The following is a 14,467-nucleotide window of genomic DNA, read 5'->3' on the forward strand; positions in this document are numbered from 1 at the left end:
CCCGCTCGACCCACCCAACGCGAAAGAGGCCTCAACGATGAGCGCTCGATTCACCGGCCTGGTTGCCACGGCAGCCATCGCCTCCACCTTCCTGGTCGCCGCCTGCGGCGCCACCGCCGACAAGGGAGCCGACGCCAGCAGCAGCGGCGACGCCAAGCCTGCCAACGGACTGCAGATCATGGTCCCCAACTCCCCCGGCGGAGGCTACGACACCACGGCCCGCACCGCGGCCAAGGTCCTGGAGAACGAGAAGATCACCGGCAGCATGCAGGTGTTCAACCTTCCCGGTGCCGGTGGCACGGTCGGCCTGCAGCGCGTCGTGAACGAGAAGGGCAACGGCAAGCTCGCCATGCAGATGGGGCTGGGAGTCGTCGGCGCGGCATACACCCAGAAGTCCAAGGCCACCCTCAACGAGACCACCCCGATCGCCAAGCTGATCGAGGAGGCCGGCGCCATCGTGGTGCCGAAGGACTCGCCCTACAAGGACATCAACCAGCTCGTCACGGCCTGGAAGGCGAACCCCAAGAAGCTCGCGGTCGGCGGCGGTTCGTCCCCCGGCGGCCCCGACCACCTGCTCCCCATGCAGCTGGCCAAGGCCGTCGGCATCGACCCCAAGGACGTCAGCTACGTGACGTACGACGGTGGCGGTGAGCTGCTGCCGGCCCTGCTCGGCAACAAGATCGCCTTCGGCGCCAGCGGGTTCGGCGAGTTCCTCAGCCAGGTCGAGGCGGGAGACGTGCGGGTCCTCGCCGTGACCAGCGAGAAGCCGCTGGACGTCCTCAAGGACGTCCCGACCCTGAAGGACAAGGGAATCGACCTGGTCTTCACCAACTGGCGCGGCATCGTGGCCCCTCCCGGCATCTCGGACGCGGACAAGAAGGTCTGGGTCGATGCGCTCACCAAGATGCACGACTCCCAGGCCTGGAAGGACGAGGAGAAGAAGCGGGGCTGGACCGACGCCTTCGAGACCGGTGACGAGTTCGGGGCCTTCCTCAAGGAGCAGGACACCTCGGTGGCCGAGATCCTGAAGCAGCTGGGCCTGGCATGAGCGAGCAGCACCCCGAGACCCGTCCGGGGATCCGGGACCGCGCACAGTTCGGACTGTGCGCGGGCCTGGCCCTCCTCGGCGCCTACGTCCTGTTCGACGCCAGCCGGATCGGCGACGTGTCGAGCAGCAACGACCCGGTCGGCCCCAAGCCCATGCCGATCCTGCTCGGGGTGCTGCTCATCGTGGTCGCGCTCTTCTACGCCGTCGACGTCGCCCGTGGCGGCACGGGCGAGGCCGAGGAGGGTGAGGACATCGACCTCACCACCACGGTGGACTGGCGCACCATCGGGCTGCTCATCGCCGCGTTCGCGGTCAACGCCGTCCTGATCGAGCCGCTCGGCTGGGTGATCAGCGGGGCACTGCTCTTCTGGGGCTCGGCCTTCGCGCTCGGGAACCGGCACCACATCCGTGGCCTGGCCATCGGCGTGGCGCTGTCGCTCGTGACCTTCTACGCCTTCGCGGTCGGGCTCGGCGTCAACCTCCCGGCCGGCATCCTGCAAGGAATCCTCTGATGGACAACATCGTCAGCCTGATCGGCGGCTTCCAGGACGTCCTGTCCCCGATGAACCTGCTCATCGCCCTGCTGGGAGTCACGGTCGGCACGGCCGTCGGCGTGCTGCCGGGCATCGGGCCGGCCATGACGGTCGCGCTCCTCCTGCCGATCACCTACGGCATGGAGCCCACCCAGGGCCTGATCCTGTTCGCCGGTATCTTCTACGGAGGCATGTACGGCGGCTCGACCACCTCGATCCTGCTCAACACCCCGGGCGAGTCGTCATCGGTGGTGACCGCCATCGAGGGCAACAAGATGGCGAAGGCGGGGCGGGCCGCGCAGGCCCTCGCGACGTCGGCCATCGGGTCGTTCATCGCCGGCACCCTCGGCACCCTCGGCATCGTCTTCCTGATGCCTCAGGTGGTGAAGTTCGCGATCAGCCTCGGGGCGCCCGAGTACCTCGCCATCATCCTGCTCACCTTCGTCGGCGTCACGGCAGTGCTGGGCGCCTCCCGGATCCGGGGCATCGCGGCACTGCTGCTCGGACTGACCATCGGCGTGGTCGGCATCGACTTCGTCACGGGGCAGCAGCGCCTCACCGGTGGTCTGCCGCAGCTGGCGGACGGCATCGACATCGTCGTCGTGGCGGTCGGCATCTTCGCCGTCGGCGAGGCCCTGTGGGTGGCTGCCCACCTGCGCCACAAGGCGGCCAGCGTCATCCCCGTGGGACGACCGTGGATGGGTCGGGAGGACTGGCGGCGGTCCTGGAAACCGTGGCTGCGCGGGACGTTCCTCGGCTTCCCGTTCGGTGCGATGCCGGCCGGCGGGGCGGAGATCCCCACCCTGCTGTCCTACACAGCGGAGAAGAGGCTCACCAAGCACCCGGAGGAGTTCGGCCACGGCGCCATCGAGGGCGTCGCCGGTCCGGAGGCGGCCAACAACGCCTCGGCCGCCGGCACCCTGGTGCCTATGCTCGCCCTCGGCCTGCCCACCAACGCCACCGCGGCGATCATGCTCGCCGCCCTGCAGGGCTGGGGCATCGAGCCCGGGCCGCTGCTGCTGACCAAGGAGCCGGCCCTGGTCTGGGCGCTCATCGCCAGCCTGTTCATCGGCAACACGATGCTGCTGGTCCTCAACCTGCCGCTCGCCCCCGCGTGGGCCAAGCTGCTCCAGATCCCCCGCCCCTACCTCTACGCGGGCATTCTCTTCTTCGCCTGCATGGGTGCGTATGCCGTGAACGCCCAGCCGTTCGACCTGTGGCTGCTGCTCGGGCTGGGTCTGCTGGGCTTCGCAATGCGCCGGTTCGGCCTGCCGGTCCTGCCGCTGATCGTCGGCGTCATCCTCGGGCCGCTCGTCGAGCGCAAGGGGCGCCAGTCCCTGCAGCTGACCGGTGGTGACATCTCCGGGCTGGTCGGCGGTCCGGTGGCGTGGTTCTGCTACGTCCTCATCGTCGTGGCCCTCGCGTGGCCGCTGGTAGGCCTGGTCCGCGCCCGTCTCCGTGGTGGTCCCGGGGATCCCGGGGGTCCTGCTGGTCCCGGTGGTCGCGCCGACGGCGCGGGCGGTGACGGAGCCGACTCGCTGACGGAAACCGGGGCCGGACACGGCGTCAGCTCTTCCGGAGGTGTGGCATGACCGTGCTCGTGGGCTTCATCCCCAACCCACTCGGCGAAGCGGCGCTCACCGCCGCCGTGAGCGAGGCCCGGCGACGTGGCGAGCCGCTGCTCGTGGTCAACATGTCGCGCGACGACGTCCTCGTCGACGCCCACCGGGCCGGAGCCGAGCAGCTCGAGCGCGTCCGTCGCGACCTCGCCGACCTCGACCTCGAGTTCGAGGTGCGCCAGGTCGAGGAGGGCAGCGACGCGTCCGACGTCCTGCTCGACATCGCCGACCGGGAAGGCATCTCGGTCATCGTCATCGGGCTGCGGCACCGCACCCCCGTCGGCAAGCTGCTGCTCGGGTCGTCGGCCCAGCGGATCCTGCTCGACGCCACCTGCCCCGTCCTCGCGGTGAAGGTGGGATGACGGACATGACCGGCATGAGCGACGCGAGCCCCGACGCCCGCCCCCAGGTCACGGCGACCGCCGACCTGTACGACGAGCACGGCGAGGACCTGCAGTCCTGTGCCGTCCAGTTCCGGCACTACGGCGGCCGCGTGGTGTTCTCCGGCGTGGTGAGCACGGTGCGCTGCCACAGGGACAACGCGATCGTGAAGGCGGCCCTCGCCGAGCCCGGCGACGGCAGGGTGCTGGTCGTCGACGGCGGGGCCTCGCTCGAGTCGGCACTCATGGGCGACCTCATCGCCGCGTCGGCGGTCGCCAACGGCTGGGCCGGGGTGGTGATCCACGGAGCCGTGCGCGACGTCGCCGCGCTCCGGGAGCTGCCCCTCGGGGCCCTCGCCCTGGGGTCGAACCCGCGCAAGAGCGCCAAGGACGGCGTCGGCGACCGCGACGTCACGGTCTCCTTCGGTGGCGTCGACTTCGTGCCCGGCCAGCGGCTCTGGGCCGACGAGGACGGCATCCTCGTGACGCGCGCCTGACCCCGACGTCTCGCATCCGAGACGGTATGCCGCATGCGCGGGGCGCGCACGCGGCATACCTCCGCTGCAATGGAGGCATGACGACCACTGCCACCTCCGTGCCGACGGTCACCGTCGGCACCGGGCCCCTCTCGTTCGACGACGTCGTGGCGGTCGCCCGCCACGGTGCCCGCGTCGAGATCTCGCCGCAGTCGCTCACCGAGGTGCGTCGCACCCGCGCGGTGATCGAGGCCCTGGCCGACGACACCGTGGCCCACTACGGCGTCTCCACCGGGTTCGGTGCGCTCGCCACGCGGCACATCCCCGCGGAGCTCCGGGCGCAGCTGCAGCGGTCGCTGGTGCGCTCGCACGCGGCCGGGTCGGGGGCCGAGGTCGAGCGGGAGGTGGTGCGGGCCCTGATGCTGCTGCGCATCTCGACCCTCGCCACCGGGCGCACCGGCATCCGCGAGGAGACCCTCCTGACCTACGTCGCGATGCTCAACGCCGGCATCACCCCGGTGGTGCACGAGTACGGCTCGCTCGGCTGCTCGGGTGACCTCGCCCCGCTGTCCCACTGCGCGCTGGCGCTGATGGGCGAGGGCGTCGTCCGCGACGCCGAGGGAGAGCGGATGCCGACCAGTGAGGCGTTCGCCGCGGCCGGGATCACCCCCGTCGAGCTGCGCGAGAAGGAGGGCCTGGCCCTCATCAATGGCACCGACGGCATGCTCGGGATGCTCGTCCTCGCGATCACCGACCTGCGGATGCTGCTGAAGGTCGCCGACGTCACCGCAGCGATGAGCGTCGAGGGTCAGCTCGGCACCGACGACGTCTTCGCCGCCGACCTCCACGCGCTCCGTCCCCAACCGGGTCAGGCCCTCTCCGCCGCGAACCTGCGGAAGATCATGCAGGACAGCGGGATCCGCGACAGCCATCGCGACCCCGAGGCGTGCACCCGCGTCCAGGACGCCTACTCCCTGCGCTGCTCGCCGCAGGTGGCGGGCGGCGTCCGCGACACCGTGGACCACGCCGCGCGGGTCGCTGCCTCCGAGCTGGCCTCCGCCGTCGACAACCCTGTGGTGACGCCCGACGGGAGGGTCGAGTCCAACGGCAACTTCCACGGCGCCCCGGTCGCCTACGTGCTGGACTTCCTCGCGATCGTCGCCGCCGACCTCGCGTCGATCTCCGAGCGCCGCACCGACCGGTTCCTCGACGTCTCGCGCAACCACGGCCTGCACGCGTTCCTCGCCGACGACCCGGGCGTCGACAGCGGCCACATGATCGCGCAGTACACGCAGGCCGCGATCGTGTCGGAGATGAAGCGGCTCGCGGCACCGGCGTCGGTCGACTCGATCCCCTCCAGCGCGATGCAGGAGGACCACGTGTCGATGGGTTGGTCGGCCGCCCGCAAGCTGCGCCGCTCGGTCGACGGGCTCACCCGCGTGCTGGCGGTCGAGCTGCTGACCGCGGCGCGCGCCCTCGACCTCCGGGCGCCCCTTGCCCCGGCGCCCGCCACCGCGGCGGTCGTCAAGGCGCTGCGCGACGCCGGCGCTCCCGCTCCCGGCACCGACCGGTTCCTCGCCCCCGAGATCGAGATCGCCGTCCAGCTGGTCGCCAGCGGTGCGGCCGTCGCCGCGGCCGAGTCGGTCACCGGCCCCCTCAACTAGCCCAGTCGTGTGCCCGGCGCGGCCCCATGGCCCCGCCGCAACCACACACCTCGAGAAGGAGAACGACATGGAAGGCGCTCGTCCGGTCCGCGCACCCCGCGGCACCTCGCTCACCCACGCCACGCACTGGGGTGCCGAGGCGCCGCTGCGCATGCTCATGAACAACCTCGACCCCGAGAACGCCGAGCGTCCTGACGACCTGGTCGTCTACGGCGGCACGGGTCGGGCGGCTCGCGACTGGAAGTCGTTCGACGCCATGGTCCGCACCCTCAGCACGCTCAAGCCGGACGAGACGATGCTGGTGCAGAGCGGCCGGCCGGTCGGGGTCATGCAGACCCACGAGTGGGCGCCGCGGGTCCTGATCGCCAACTCCAACCTCGTGGGCGACTGGGCGACCTGGCCGGAGTTCCGTCGGCTGGAGCACCTCGGGCTGACGATGTACGGCCAGATGACGGCCGGGTCGTGGATCTACATCGGCACGCAGGGCATCGTCCAGGGCACCTACGAGACCTTCGCCGCCGTCGCCGAGAAGCGGTTCGGCGGCACGCTGGCCGGCACGCTCACCCTGACCGGCGGCTGTGGCGGCATGGGTGGGGCGCAGCCGCTCGCCGTGACCATGAACGAGGGCGCCTGCCTCATCGTCGACGTCGACGAGAGCCGCCTGCGCCGTCGGGTCGAGCACCGCTACCTCGACGAGGTCGCCGACTCGCTCGACGACGCGATCGAGAAGGCCGTGGCCGCCAAGGACGAGCGCCGGGCCTGGTCCGTCGGCGTGGTCGGGAACGCCGCCCAGGTCTTCCCCGAGCTGCTGCGCCGGGGGGTGCCGATCGACATCGTCACCGACCAGACCAGCGCCCACGACCCGCTGTCCTACCTGCCCGAGGGGATCGAGCTGGGCGACTGGCACGAGTACGCGGAGAAGAAGCCGGAGGAGTTCACCGACCGCGCGCGCCAGTCGATGGCCAAGCACGTGCAGGCCATGGTCGAGTTCCAGGACGCTGGCGCGGAGGTCTTCGACTACGGCAACTCGATCCGTGACGAGGCCCGGCAGGGCGGCTACGACCGGGCGTTCGACTTCCCCGGCTTCGTCCCGGCCTACATCCGGCCGCTGTTCTGCGAGGGCAAGGGCCCGTTCCGCTGGGCCGCTCTCTCGGGTGACCCGAAGGACATCGCGGCCACCGACAAGGCCGTCCTCGACCTCTTCCCCGACAACGACCGCCTGCACAAGTGGATCCGCGGAGCCCAGGAGCGGATCGCCTTCCAGGGCCTGCCGGCCCGGATCTGCTGGCTCGGCCAGGGTGAGCGCGACAAGGCGGGGCTGGCGTTCAACGAGCTGGTGCGCACCGGTGCGGTGAGCGCACCCATCGTCATCGGCCGCGACCACCTGGACACCGGCTCCGTCGCCAGTCCCTACCGCGAGACCGAGGCCATGCTCGACGGCTCCGACGCCATCGCCGACTGGCCGCTGCTCAACGCCCTGGTCAACACGTCCTCCGGTGCCAGCTGGGTGTCGATCCACCACGGCGGTGGTGTGGGCATCGGCCGGTCGCTGCACGCCGGTCAGGTCTCCCTCGCCGACGGCACGGAGCTCGCCGCCCAGAAGCTCGCCCGGGTGCTGACCAACGACCCGGCGATGGGCGTCATCCGCCACGTCGACGCCGGCTACGACATCGCCGAGCGCACGGCGCAGCAGCACGGCATCCGCATCCCGATGCGCGAGGGCTGACGCCGGCCCCGGGCGGGGACAGCTCCGCCGGACGACGTATGCCGGGTGGTCACCACCCGGCATACGCTGGCCGGACAGGGCGGAACGACTCAGGTGGGTGACGGTGCATGGGGCGAGCGGCGAGAGGACGACGCGCGCTCGCGCTCGGCGCCCTGGCGGGCGCCGTCGCCCTGACGTCCGTCGGCTGCACGACACCCCAGCCTCGCCACCCCCCGGGTGCCACCGCCACGGTCGTGGCGACCGGCGCCGCTGCCGCTCCGACCGGTGCCCCACGACCCAGCGCCGACGAGGCACCACCCACGCCCGAGCCTGTTCCCTCGATCGCCGACCCGGCCACGACCTTCTCGTTCGCGGTCATCCCCGACACCCAGCCCGAGGTGAAGGCCCAGGACCCGCGCACCGACAAGCGGGTCGCCTGGCTGGTCGCCCACCGCGAGCAGCTGAACCTCCAGTGGGTGCTGCACAGCGGAGACGTCCAGGACTGGGACACCCCTGACCACCAGCAGTGGGTCAGCATGAGCACCCGGTTCGCGGCGCTGGGGAGGGCGGGCATCCCCTTCATCGCCTCACCCGGCAACCACGACACGGCGGCGGTCTGCGTCGGGGGCGGGTCGTGTCCCGGTGCCGACACCCTCGTGACGGTGCGCGACACGACCCTCTGGAACACCTACTACCCGCCGTCCTACTTCGGCTTCGAGGGCCTGGCCGAGCCTGGCAAGTCCGACAACGGTTTCCGCACCTTCCGGGCCGGCGGTGACGACTGGCTCGTCCTCAGCCTCGAGCTCTGGCCGCGGCAGCAGGTCATCGACTGGGCCACGAGCGTGGTGGCCTCGCACCCCCACCACAACGTGATCGTGCTGACCCACATGTTCCTCGAGAAGGACGGGTCGATCTCGACGACCAACGGCGGCTACGGCGCGACCAGCCCGACCCAGCTGTGGGATGCGCTGAAGGGCTTCCCCAACGTCGTCATGACCTTCTCGGGGCACACCGGACAGGTCTTCTCCGGCTCCGCCCCCGCCGCCGACGGCCACCCCGTGGCGATGTTCCTGCAGGCCATGCACGCCCCCGACACCAACCCCGTCCGCATCGTCACCGTGGACACCGCCGCCGGCACCATCGCGACCCAGGTGCGGGCCAGCTTCGACCGCTCGAGACCGGAGGGGCAGCAGGACGTCGAGGAGGCCTACCCCTACTCGGTGACGATCCCCGGCATGCGCTTCGTGAGTCCGTGAGTCCCGAGCCCCTTAGTCCGTGAGTCCCCAGCCCCTGAGCCCCTGAGCCCCTGGGCTCCTGAGGCCCTAGGCGGGTTCGGTGACGTCGGCGACCTGCGCGTCGAGGACCCGCAGCACGTCGTCGGACTGCGCGGTCGCGGCGACGCCGTGCGCCCCGGCGCCGATCGAGACCAGCCGCCCGCGCACGGTCGTGTCCGCGACGACCGGCAGGGCGGTGGTCGAGCCGAAGGGGGTGATGGTGCCGCGCTCGTAGCCGGTGACCGCCCTGGCGACGGCCGCGTCGGGCATCGACATGCGGTTGACGCCCAGCAGCGCCCGCAGCTTGGGCCAGGAGATCTCCCGACCCCCCGGCACCAGGACGAAGAGGAAGTCGTCCTCCGCGCGCCGCACCACCAGGGTCTTGATGATGTCCTGCGGCTCGACCCCCCTCGCTGCGGCCGCCTCCTCGAGGGAGCCGACCCGTCCGTGCCGGGTGATGGTGTGCTCGATCCCGCTGGCGGCGAGCGCCGCTGCCGCCCGCGCCTCGCCCTCGGTCGGCGCGGCGTCCCGGGCGGGGTCGGAGCCGGTGTCCTGGGTCATGCCGTCATGCTAGGTCGCAGGCCGGGCGACGTCTGCCCGGAGGGCCGGTCTGGCATCCGAGACGCATTGACCGGTGTCCTGCAGTGCAACGACGGTGCCTGGTGTGGAATGGTCTCGGTGCCGGTTCGAGCAGAGCGTCGCCTGGACCTCGCCGTCGGTGCGGGCAGAGCTGAGAGGACACCGTGAGCTTCGAGTCGATGTGGTCCGACCTGCAACCGGTCGGACGCAGCGCCCAGAGCGGCGGCTACCGCCGGTTCGCGTGGACCCGTGAAGACCACGACCTGCGCGAGTGGTTCGCCGGGGAGTGCCTCGCGCGCGGGCTCGACCTCACTGAGGACCGGATGGGCAACCAGTGGGCCTGGTGGGGCGACCCCGACTCGGCGGCCGCCAGGGGCGACAAGGGCGTCGTCACCGGCTCCCACCTCGACAGCGTGCCGGACGGCGGCGCCTTCGACGGGCCGCTCGGGGTCGTCAGCGCACTCGCGGCAGTCGACTCGTTGCGCGACAGCGGGTTCCAGCCGTCCAGGCCGATCGGCATCGTCAACTTCGTCGACGAGGAGGGCGCCCGGTTCGGAGTCGCCTGCGCCGGCTCACGGGTGATCACCGGCGCCATGACCGCGCGGCGCGCGCGCAGCCTCACCGACGCCGACGGCATGACGATGGCCGACGCGCTCACGGCCGCCGGTCGCGACCCCCACCAGATCGGCCGCGACGACGACGCGCTGCGCCGCATCGGCAGCTTCGTCGAGCTGCACGTCGAACAAGGCCGTGGGCTCATCGACCTCGACCACCCCATCGCGGTCGGCAGCGACATCTGGCCGCACGGGCGGTGGCGCCTCGACTTCGTCGGCGAGGCCAACCACGCAGGCACGACCAGGCTCGAGGACCGCCACGACGCGATGCTCGGGTATGCCGCCGCGGTGCTCGCCGCGCGCGAGGCCGCCATCACCCACGGCTGCGTCGCGACCATCGGCAAGGTCGCCGTGACGCCCGGTGGTGTCAACGCGATCCCCAGCGCGGTCACCGGCTGGCTCGACGCCCGCGGCGCCAGCCCGCGTCCGGTGCGTCGCGCGGTCTCCGACATCACCGCCATGGTCGAGCAGTCCGGCGGCAGGATCACCCAGGAGTCGTGGACCCCTTCCACACCGTTCGACGCCTCGCTGAGCGGACGGCTGGGCACCCGGCTCGGCGGCATCCCGGTGCTCGGCACGGGGGCCGGCCACGACGCCGGCATCCTCGCGAACGCCGGCATCCCCACGGCCATGCTCTTCGTCCGCAACCCCACCGGCGTCTCCCACTCCCCGGCGGAGTTCGCCGAGACGTCCGACTGCCTCGAAGGGGTCGCGGCCCTCGCAGCCGTCCTCGAGGACCTCGCCGGGGACGCGGCGTGACCAGCTACTGGGCGGAGCACGCCTGGCTCCCGACCGGGCTCGCGACGGGCGTGCGGTTCGACGTGGTCGACGGGGTCTTCTCCGGAGTGCACCGGCGGGCCAGGCCGGAGGCAGGCGAGGTGCGCCTGCACGGCGTCGTCCTGCCCGGACTGGCCAACGCCCACAGCCACGCCTTCCACCGCGCGCTGCGCGGCCGCACCCACGGCGACGGCGGCAACTTCTGGACCTGGCGGCAGCAGATGTATGCCGTCACGCGGCACCTCACGCCCGACATCTACTTCGCCCTGGCCCGCGCGGTCTTCGCGGAGATGGTGCTGTCCGGCACCACCGTGGTCGGCGAGTTCCACTACCTGCACCACGACCTCGCCGGCCGGCCCTACGCCGACCCCAACGCCATGGGCGCGGCGATCATCGAGGCTGCCCGCGAAGCCGGGTTGCGGCTCACCCTGCTCGACACCTGCTACCTCGCCGGCGGCCTGTCGGGTGACGGGCACGTGCCGCTCGACGACGTGCAACGCCGCTTCACCGACGGCGACGTCGACCGCTGGGCCGCACGGGTGGCCGCGCTCGCCCCCGATCCGACCACGCGGATCGGGGCCGCGGTGCACTCCGTGCGTGCGGTGCCCCGCGATGACCTGCGCGCCATGGCCGAGGTCACCCGTGGGCGGATCGTCCACGCCCACGTGAGCGAGCAGCCGGCCGAGAACCTCGCCACGCAGGTGTTCTACGGCGCCACCCCCACCGAGCTGCTCGACGAGGCGGGGCTGCTGGGCGAGCGGTTCAGCGCGGTCCACGCCACGCACCTGTCCGACCACGACATCCAGCTGCTCGGCCGGTCCGCGTCGACCGCCTGCTTCTGCCCCACGACCGAGCGCGACCTCGCGGACGGGATCGGGCCGGCCCGGGCGCTGGCCGAGGCCGGTGCGCGGCTCTCGCTCGGCTCCGACCAGCACGCCGTCATCGACCCGTTCGAGGAGGTGCGGGGCCTGGAGATGCACGAGCGGCTGGCCAGCAACGAGCGCGGCCGGTTCACCCCCGACGAGCTGATGGCCGCAGCGTCGGTGGACGGCTACCGCAGCCTCGGGTGGCAGGATGCCGGACTCATCGCCGACGCAGCGGCCGCCGACTTCGTCGTGGTCCGCACCGACACCGTCAACACCGCGGGCGCGAAGGCGGGCCAGATCCTCTACAGCGCGACGCGCGCCGACGTCGACACCGTGGTGGTCGGCGGCCAGGTGGTGGTGGAGGCCGGACGGCACCGGCTCGGGGACGTGGCGGCCATGCTGGGCAAGGCGCTCGCCGACGTGCGGGACCACCGGTGAGCAGCACCGTCGTCACCGGCATCGGCGAGCTGGTCACCTGCGACGGGACCACGCCCGACGGGCTGGGCCTTCGCCACGACGCCGCCCTCGTCGTGGAGGCGGGCAGGATCGCGTGGCTCGGCTCGTCCACGCAGGCGCCGGCGGCCGACCACGCGATCGACGTGGACGGCCGGGCCGTGCTCCCCGGCTTCGTCGACTCCCACGCGCACCTCGTCTTCGCCGGTGACCGCGGTGACGAGTTCGCCGCCCGCATGGCCGGCACTCCCTACGACGGGGGTGGGATCGGGGTCTCCGTCGCCGCGACCCGAGCGGCCTCGGACGACGAGCTGCGGTCCCTGGTCGCCGCGCGGGTCGCCGAGATGCGCGCCCAGGGCACGACGACGGTCGAGATCAAGAGCGGCTACGGACTGACCGTCGAGGACGAGGCCCGGGCGCTGCGCATCGCGGGCGAGTTCACCCCGGAGACGACGTTCCTCGGCGCCCACGTGGTGCCACGCGAGCACGCCGGCGACCGCGCGGCATACCTCGAGCTCGTCACCGGACCGATGCTCGCGGCGGCGGCTCCGCACGCGCGGTGGGTCGACGTCTTCTGCGAGCCGCACTCGGCGCACGCGTTCACCGAGGCGGAGGCTCGGGTGGTCCTGCTCGCCGGGCGACGGGCGGGGCTGGAGCTGCGCGTCCACGGCAACCAGCTCGGTCACGGGCCGGGCGTGCAGCTGGCCGTCGAGCTGGGTGCGGCCAGCGTCGACCACTGCACCTACCTGTCCGACGCGGACGTGGAGGCGCTCGCCGGGGCGGCCGACACGACCGTCGCGACCCTCCTGCCGGGGGTGGAGTTCTCGACCCGCTCGCCCTACCCCGACGCGGCGGCCCTGCTGCGAGCCGGGGTCTCGGTCGCCCTGGCGACCGACTGCAACCCGGGCACCTGCTACTCGTCGTCGATGCCGTTCGTCATCGCCCTCGCGGTGCGCGAGATGGGGCTGACGCCCGGGCAGGCCGTGCTCGCAGCCACCGTTGGCTCGGCCAAGTCGTTGCGGCGCAACGACATCGGTCGTATCGAAGTGGGCGCCCGCGCTGACCTGACGGTGCTCGACGCACCATCGCACGTCCACCTGTCCTACCGAGCCGGCGTCCCGATCGCACGGGCGCTCGACCTCTAGCGCCGACGCGTCAGGCGTCGCCCTCCTGCATGGCCTTCGGGAGGTGTCCGGCCGACTTCTGGTAGTACTCGGCCGCCTTGCGCGTGACGATGACCTTGGCCGCGCCGGCGGCCAGACCGGTCAGCGCGGCGAACGCGATGGCGTCCTTCCAGGGCGTCCGCGGGTCGCGTGGGTCGACCACGGCGTCGCGGCCGGCCTTCTTCCACGCGGTGGTGACCAGCTTGTTGGCGACCACGCCGGCGAGCACCGCCGACCCGGTCCCGAGCACTCGCCACACCAGTGGTCCCATGACGCACCTCTTCCGTCCAGATCGCCCTCCGGCCGCCGCGAACTGCTGCTGACCTGCGCCTCCACCCTGTCACATCGTGGAGTAGGGTTCGAGACGTAACGACAGGGGAGCGCGTGAGCGCTGAGAGTGCGGGAGACCGCAGACCCTCACACCTGATCCGGTTCGCACCGGCGTAGGGAGTCGAGATCTCAGACACCTGTCGGGCGAGTGCGCCACCACAGGTGCTCCTCGTCCGGCAGCTGTCTCCCCGAGGTATCCACCGGATTCCACGGGAGAAGAACACATGAGCACCACCAACACCCCGGCCACCTCGGCCAGCACGACCTCGTCCACCGCACCGACCACGGCCCGCCGTGGGAGCATCCGTGCGAGCGGCTCACTCTGGGGTTGGCGCACCGTCGACCTGTTGACCGTCTCGTTCCTCGGCGCCGCCTTCGGCGTCGCCTACTGGGCCTGGGGCCTGGCCTACACCGCACCGGCCGCGGGGCTCGAGGCCGTCTTCCCGCCGCTCCAGGGCATCACCGGAGCGCCCTGGCTGATGGCCGGGGTGGTGGGCGGCCTGGTCATCAGGCGCCCCGGAGCGGCCCTGCTGTGCGAGGTGGTGGCGGCGCTGGTCTCGATGCTGCCGGGCACCAAGTGGGGCTTCACCACGCTCGTCTCGGGCATCCTGCAGGGCCTCGGCGCGGAGATCGCCTTCCTCGTCCTCGGGTACGCGGCGTTCGGCCTCGGCGCCGCGCTGCTGGCCGGCGCCCTCTCGGCTCCGCTGGAGGCCCTCTACGAGTGGCAGGTCTACTGGACCGACTGGGACCTTGCCTACAAGCTCGCCTACGGCGGGATCCTGACGGTCGCGGGCGCGATCGTGGCCGGCGGTCTCGGCTGGCTGCTGACCCGCGGCCTGGCTCGAGCCGGCGCCCTGGGCGCGTTCCCGGCCGGACAGGAAGCCCGGGAGTCACACGCTGTCTGAGCACCCCGGCCCCGGCGCCCCCCTGGGGCGTCGGGGGCACCTCGAGGTCCGGGGGCTGACCTGGCGACCCTACGGCCGCCG

14 protein-coding genes and 1 riboswitch are annotated in these 14,467 nt (G+C 72.1%); of the genes, 12 read left to right on the plus strand and 2 right to left on the minus strand.

Going from position 1 to position 14,467, the window contains the following annotated elements:
- The first annotated feature begins 37 nt into the window (after positions 1-37).
- The 8 genes from ABD262_RS13955 to ABD262_RS13990 all read left to right on the plus strand — a co-directional run bounded on the left by ABD262_RS13955 (position 38) and on the right by ABD262_RS13990 (position 8,681).
- A complete protein-coding gene (locus tag ABD262_RS13955) occupies positions 38-1,048 on the plus strand; it encodes a Bug family tripartite tricarboxylate transporter substrate binding protein (RefSeq protein WP_344137241.1) in 1,011 nt (336 codons plus the stop codon).
- Positions 1,045-1,560: a tripartite tricarboxylate transporter TctB family protein gene (locus tag ABD262_RS13960; RefSeq protein ID WP_344137244.1), complete on the plus strand. Its 516-nt coding sequence runs from the start codon at positions 1,045-1,047 to the stop codon at positions 1,558-1,560. The genes ABD262_RS13955 and ABD262_RS13960 overlap by 4 nt, the downstream gene beginning before the upstream one ends.
- Positions 1,560-3,173 (plus strand): tripartite tricarboxylate transporter permease, encoded by a 1,614-nt coding sequence (locus ABD262_RS13965; RefSeq protein ID WP_344137247.1) that lies wholly within the window; start codon positions 1,560-1,562, stop codon positions 3,171-3,173. The genes ABD262_RS13960 and ABD262_RS13965 overlap by 1 nt, the downstream gene beginning before the upstream one ends.
- Positions 3,170-3,562, plus strand: coding sequence for a universal stress protein (locus ABD262_RS13970; protein WP_344137250.1), 393 nt, complete (start codon positions 3,170-3,172; stop codon positions 3,560-3,562). The genes ABD262_RS13965 and ABD262_RS13970 overlap by 4 nt, the downstream gene beginning before the upstream one ends.
- A gap of 5 nt (positions 3,563-3,567) precedes the next feature.
- The gene (gene rraA, locus ABD262_RS13975) at positions 3,568-4,077 is read left to right on the plus strand and encodes a ribonuclease E activity regulator RraA (RefSeq protein WP_344137253.1); all 510 of its coding nucleotides are present in this window, start codon (positions 3,568-3,570) and stop codon (positions 4,075-4,077) included.
- A gap of 77 nt (positions 4,078-4,154) precedes the next feature.
- Positions 4,155-5,720, plus strand: a complete 1,566-nt coding sequence (hutH, locus tag ABD262_RS13980) for a histidine ammonia-lyase (protein ID WP_344137256.1) — start codon at positions 4,155-4,157, stop codon at positions 5,718-5,720.
- A 67-nt stretch (positions 5,721-5,787) separates the two neighbouring features.
- Entirely contained in the window at positions 5,788-7,446 is a 1,659-nt protein-coding gene (gene hutU, locus ABD262_RS13985; RefSeq protein WP_344137259.1) for a urocanate hydratase, read from the plus strand.
- Between the two features lie 107 nt (positions 7,447-7,553).
- On the plus strand, positions 7,554-8,681 hold the full coding sequence (locus ABD262_RS13990) for a metallophosphoesterase (protein WP_344137262.1): 1,128 nt from the start codon (positions 7,554-7,556) through the stop codon (positions 8,679-8,681).
- 66 nt (positions 8,682-8,747) lie between these two features.
- Here the strand turns inward: ABD262_RS13990 and ABD262_RS13995 are convergent, their stop codons facing one another.
- A complete protein-coding gene (locus ABD262_RS13995) occupies positions 8,748-9,260 on the minus strand; it encodes an aminoacyl-tRNA deacylase (protein ID WP_344137265.1) in 513 nt (170 codons plus the stop codon).
- A gap of 182 nt (positions 9,261-9,442) precedes the next feature.
- Here ABD262_RS13995 and ABD262_RS14000 point away from each other — a divergent pair, with 182 nt between their 5' ends.
- Genes ABD262_RS14000 through hutI form a run of 3 tightly spaced genes read left to right on the plus strand, consistent with a single transcriptional unit; the run spans position 9,443 to position 13,133 of the window.
- Entirely contained in the window at positions 9,443-10,651 is a 1,209-nt protein-coding gene (locus tag ABD262_RS14000) for an allantoate amidohydrolase (RefSeq protein WP_344137267.1), read from the plus strand.
- The gene (locus ABD262_RS14005; protein ID WP_344137269.1) at positions 10,648-11,973 is read left to right on the plus strand and encodes a formimidoylglutamate deiminase; all 1,326 of its coding nucleotides are present in this window, start codon (positions 10,648-10,650) and stop codon (positions 11,971-11,973) included. The genes ABD262_RS14000 and ABD262_RS14005 overlap by 4 nt, the downstream gene beginning before the upstream one ends.
- On the plus strand, positions 11,970-13,133 hold the full coding sequence (gene hutI, locus ABD262_RS14010; RefSeq protein WP_344137272.1) for an imidazolonepropionase: 1,164 nt from the start codon (positions 11,970-11,972) through the stop codon (positions 13,131-13,133). Before ABD262_RS14005 ends, hutI begins: the two co-directional genes overlap by 4 nt.
- 10 nt (positions 13,134-13,143) lie before the next feature.
- On the opposite strand, the gene ABD262_RS14015 is transcribed toward hutI, so the two are convergent.
- A complete protein-coding gene (locus tag ABD262_RS14015; protein WP_344137275.1) occupies positions 13,144-13,422 on the minus strand; it encodes a DUF4235 domain-containing protein in 279 nt (92 codons plus the stop codon).
- Positions 13,423-13,515: 93 nt separating this feature from the next.
- A riboswitch (TPP riboswitch) is annotated at positions 13,516-13,618 on the plus strand.
- 87 nt (positions 13,619-13,705) lie between these two features.
- Here ABD262_RS14015 and ABD262_RS14020 point away from each other — a divergent pair.
- Positions 13,706-14,386, plus strand: coding sequence for an ECF transporter S component (locus ABD262_RS14020; RefSeq protein ID WP_344137278.1), 681 nt, complete (start codon positions 13,706-13,708; stop codon positions 14,384-14,386).
- The last annotated feature ends 81 nt before the right edge of the window (positions 14,387-14,467 follow it).

The sequence above is a fragment of the Pedococcus bigeumensis genome (genome assembly GCF_039531795.1).
Lineage (GTDB): Bacteria > Actinomycetota > Actinomycetes > Actinomycetales > Dermatophilaceae > Pedococcus > Pedococcus bigeumensis.

Excerpts from the sequence above, each read along its gene's own strand:
- ABD262_RS13955 (WP_344137241.1), top strand. The coding sequence starts at position 38 with ATGAGCGCTCGATTCACCGGCCTGGTTGCCACGGCAGCCATCGCCTCC.
- ABD262_RS13960 (WP_344137244.1), top strand. The coding sequence starts at position 1,045 with ATGAGCGAGCAGCACCCCGAGACCCGTCCGGGGATCCGGGACCGCGCA.
- ABD262_RS13965 (WP_344137247.1), top strand. The coding sequence starts at position 1,560 with ATGGACAACATCGTCAGCCTGATCGGCGGCTTCCAGGACGTCCTGTCC.
- ABD262_RS13970 (WP_344137250.1), top strand. The coding sequence starts at position 3,170 with ATGACCGTGCTCGTGGGCTTCATCCCCAACCCACTCGGCGAAGCGGCG.
- rraA (WP_344137253.1), top strand. The coding sequence starts at position 3,568 with ATGACCGGCATGAGCGACGCGAGCCCCGACGCCCGCCCCCAGGTCACG.
- hutH (WP_344137256.1), top strand. The coding sequence starts at position 4,155 with ATGACGACCACTGCCACCTCCGTGCCGACGGTCACCGTCGGCACCGGG.
- hutU (WP_344137259.1), top strand. The coding sequence starts at position 5,788 with ATGGAAGGCGCTCGTCCGGTCCGCGCACCCCGCGGCACCTCGCTCACC.
- ABD262_RS13990 (WP_344137262.1), top strand. The coding sequence starts at position 7,554 with ATGGGGCGAGCGGCGAGAGGACGACGCGCGCTCGCGCTCGGCGCCCTG.
- ABD262_RS13995 (WP_344137265.1), bottom strand. The coding sequence starts at position 9,260 with ATGACCCAGGACACCGGCTCCGACCCCGCCCGGGACGCCGCGCCGACC.
- ABD262_RS14015 (WP_344137275.1), bottom strand. The coding sequence starts at position 13,422 with ATGGGACCACTGGTGTGGCGAGTGCTCGGGACCGGGTCGGCGGTGCTC.
- ABD262_RS14020 (WP_344137278.1), top strand. The coding sequence starts at position 13,706 with ATGAGCACCACCAACACCCCGGCCACCTCGGCCAGCACGACCTCGTCC.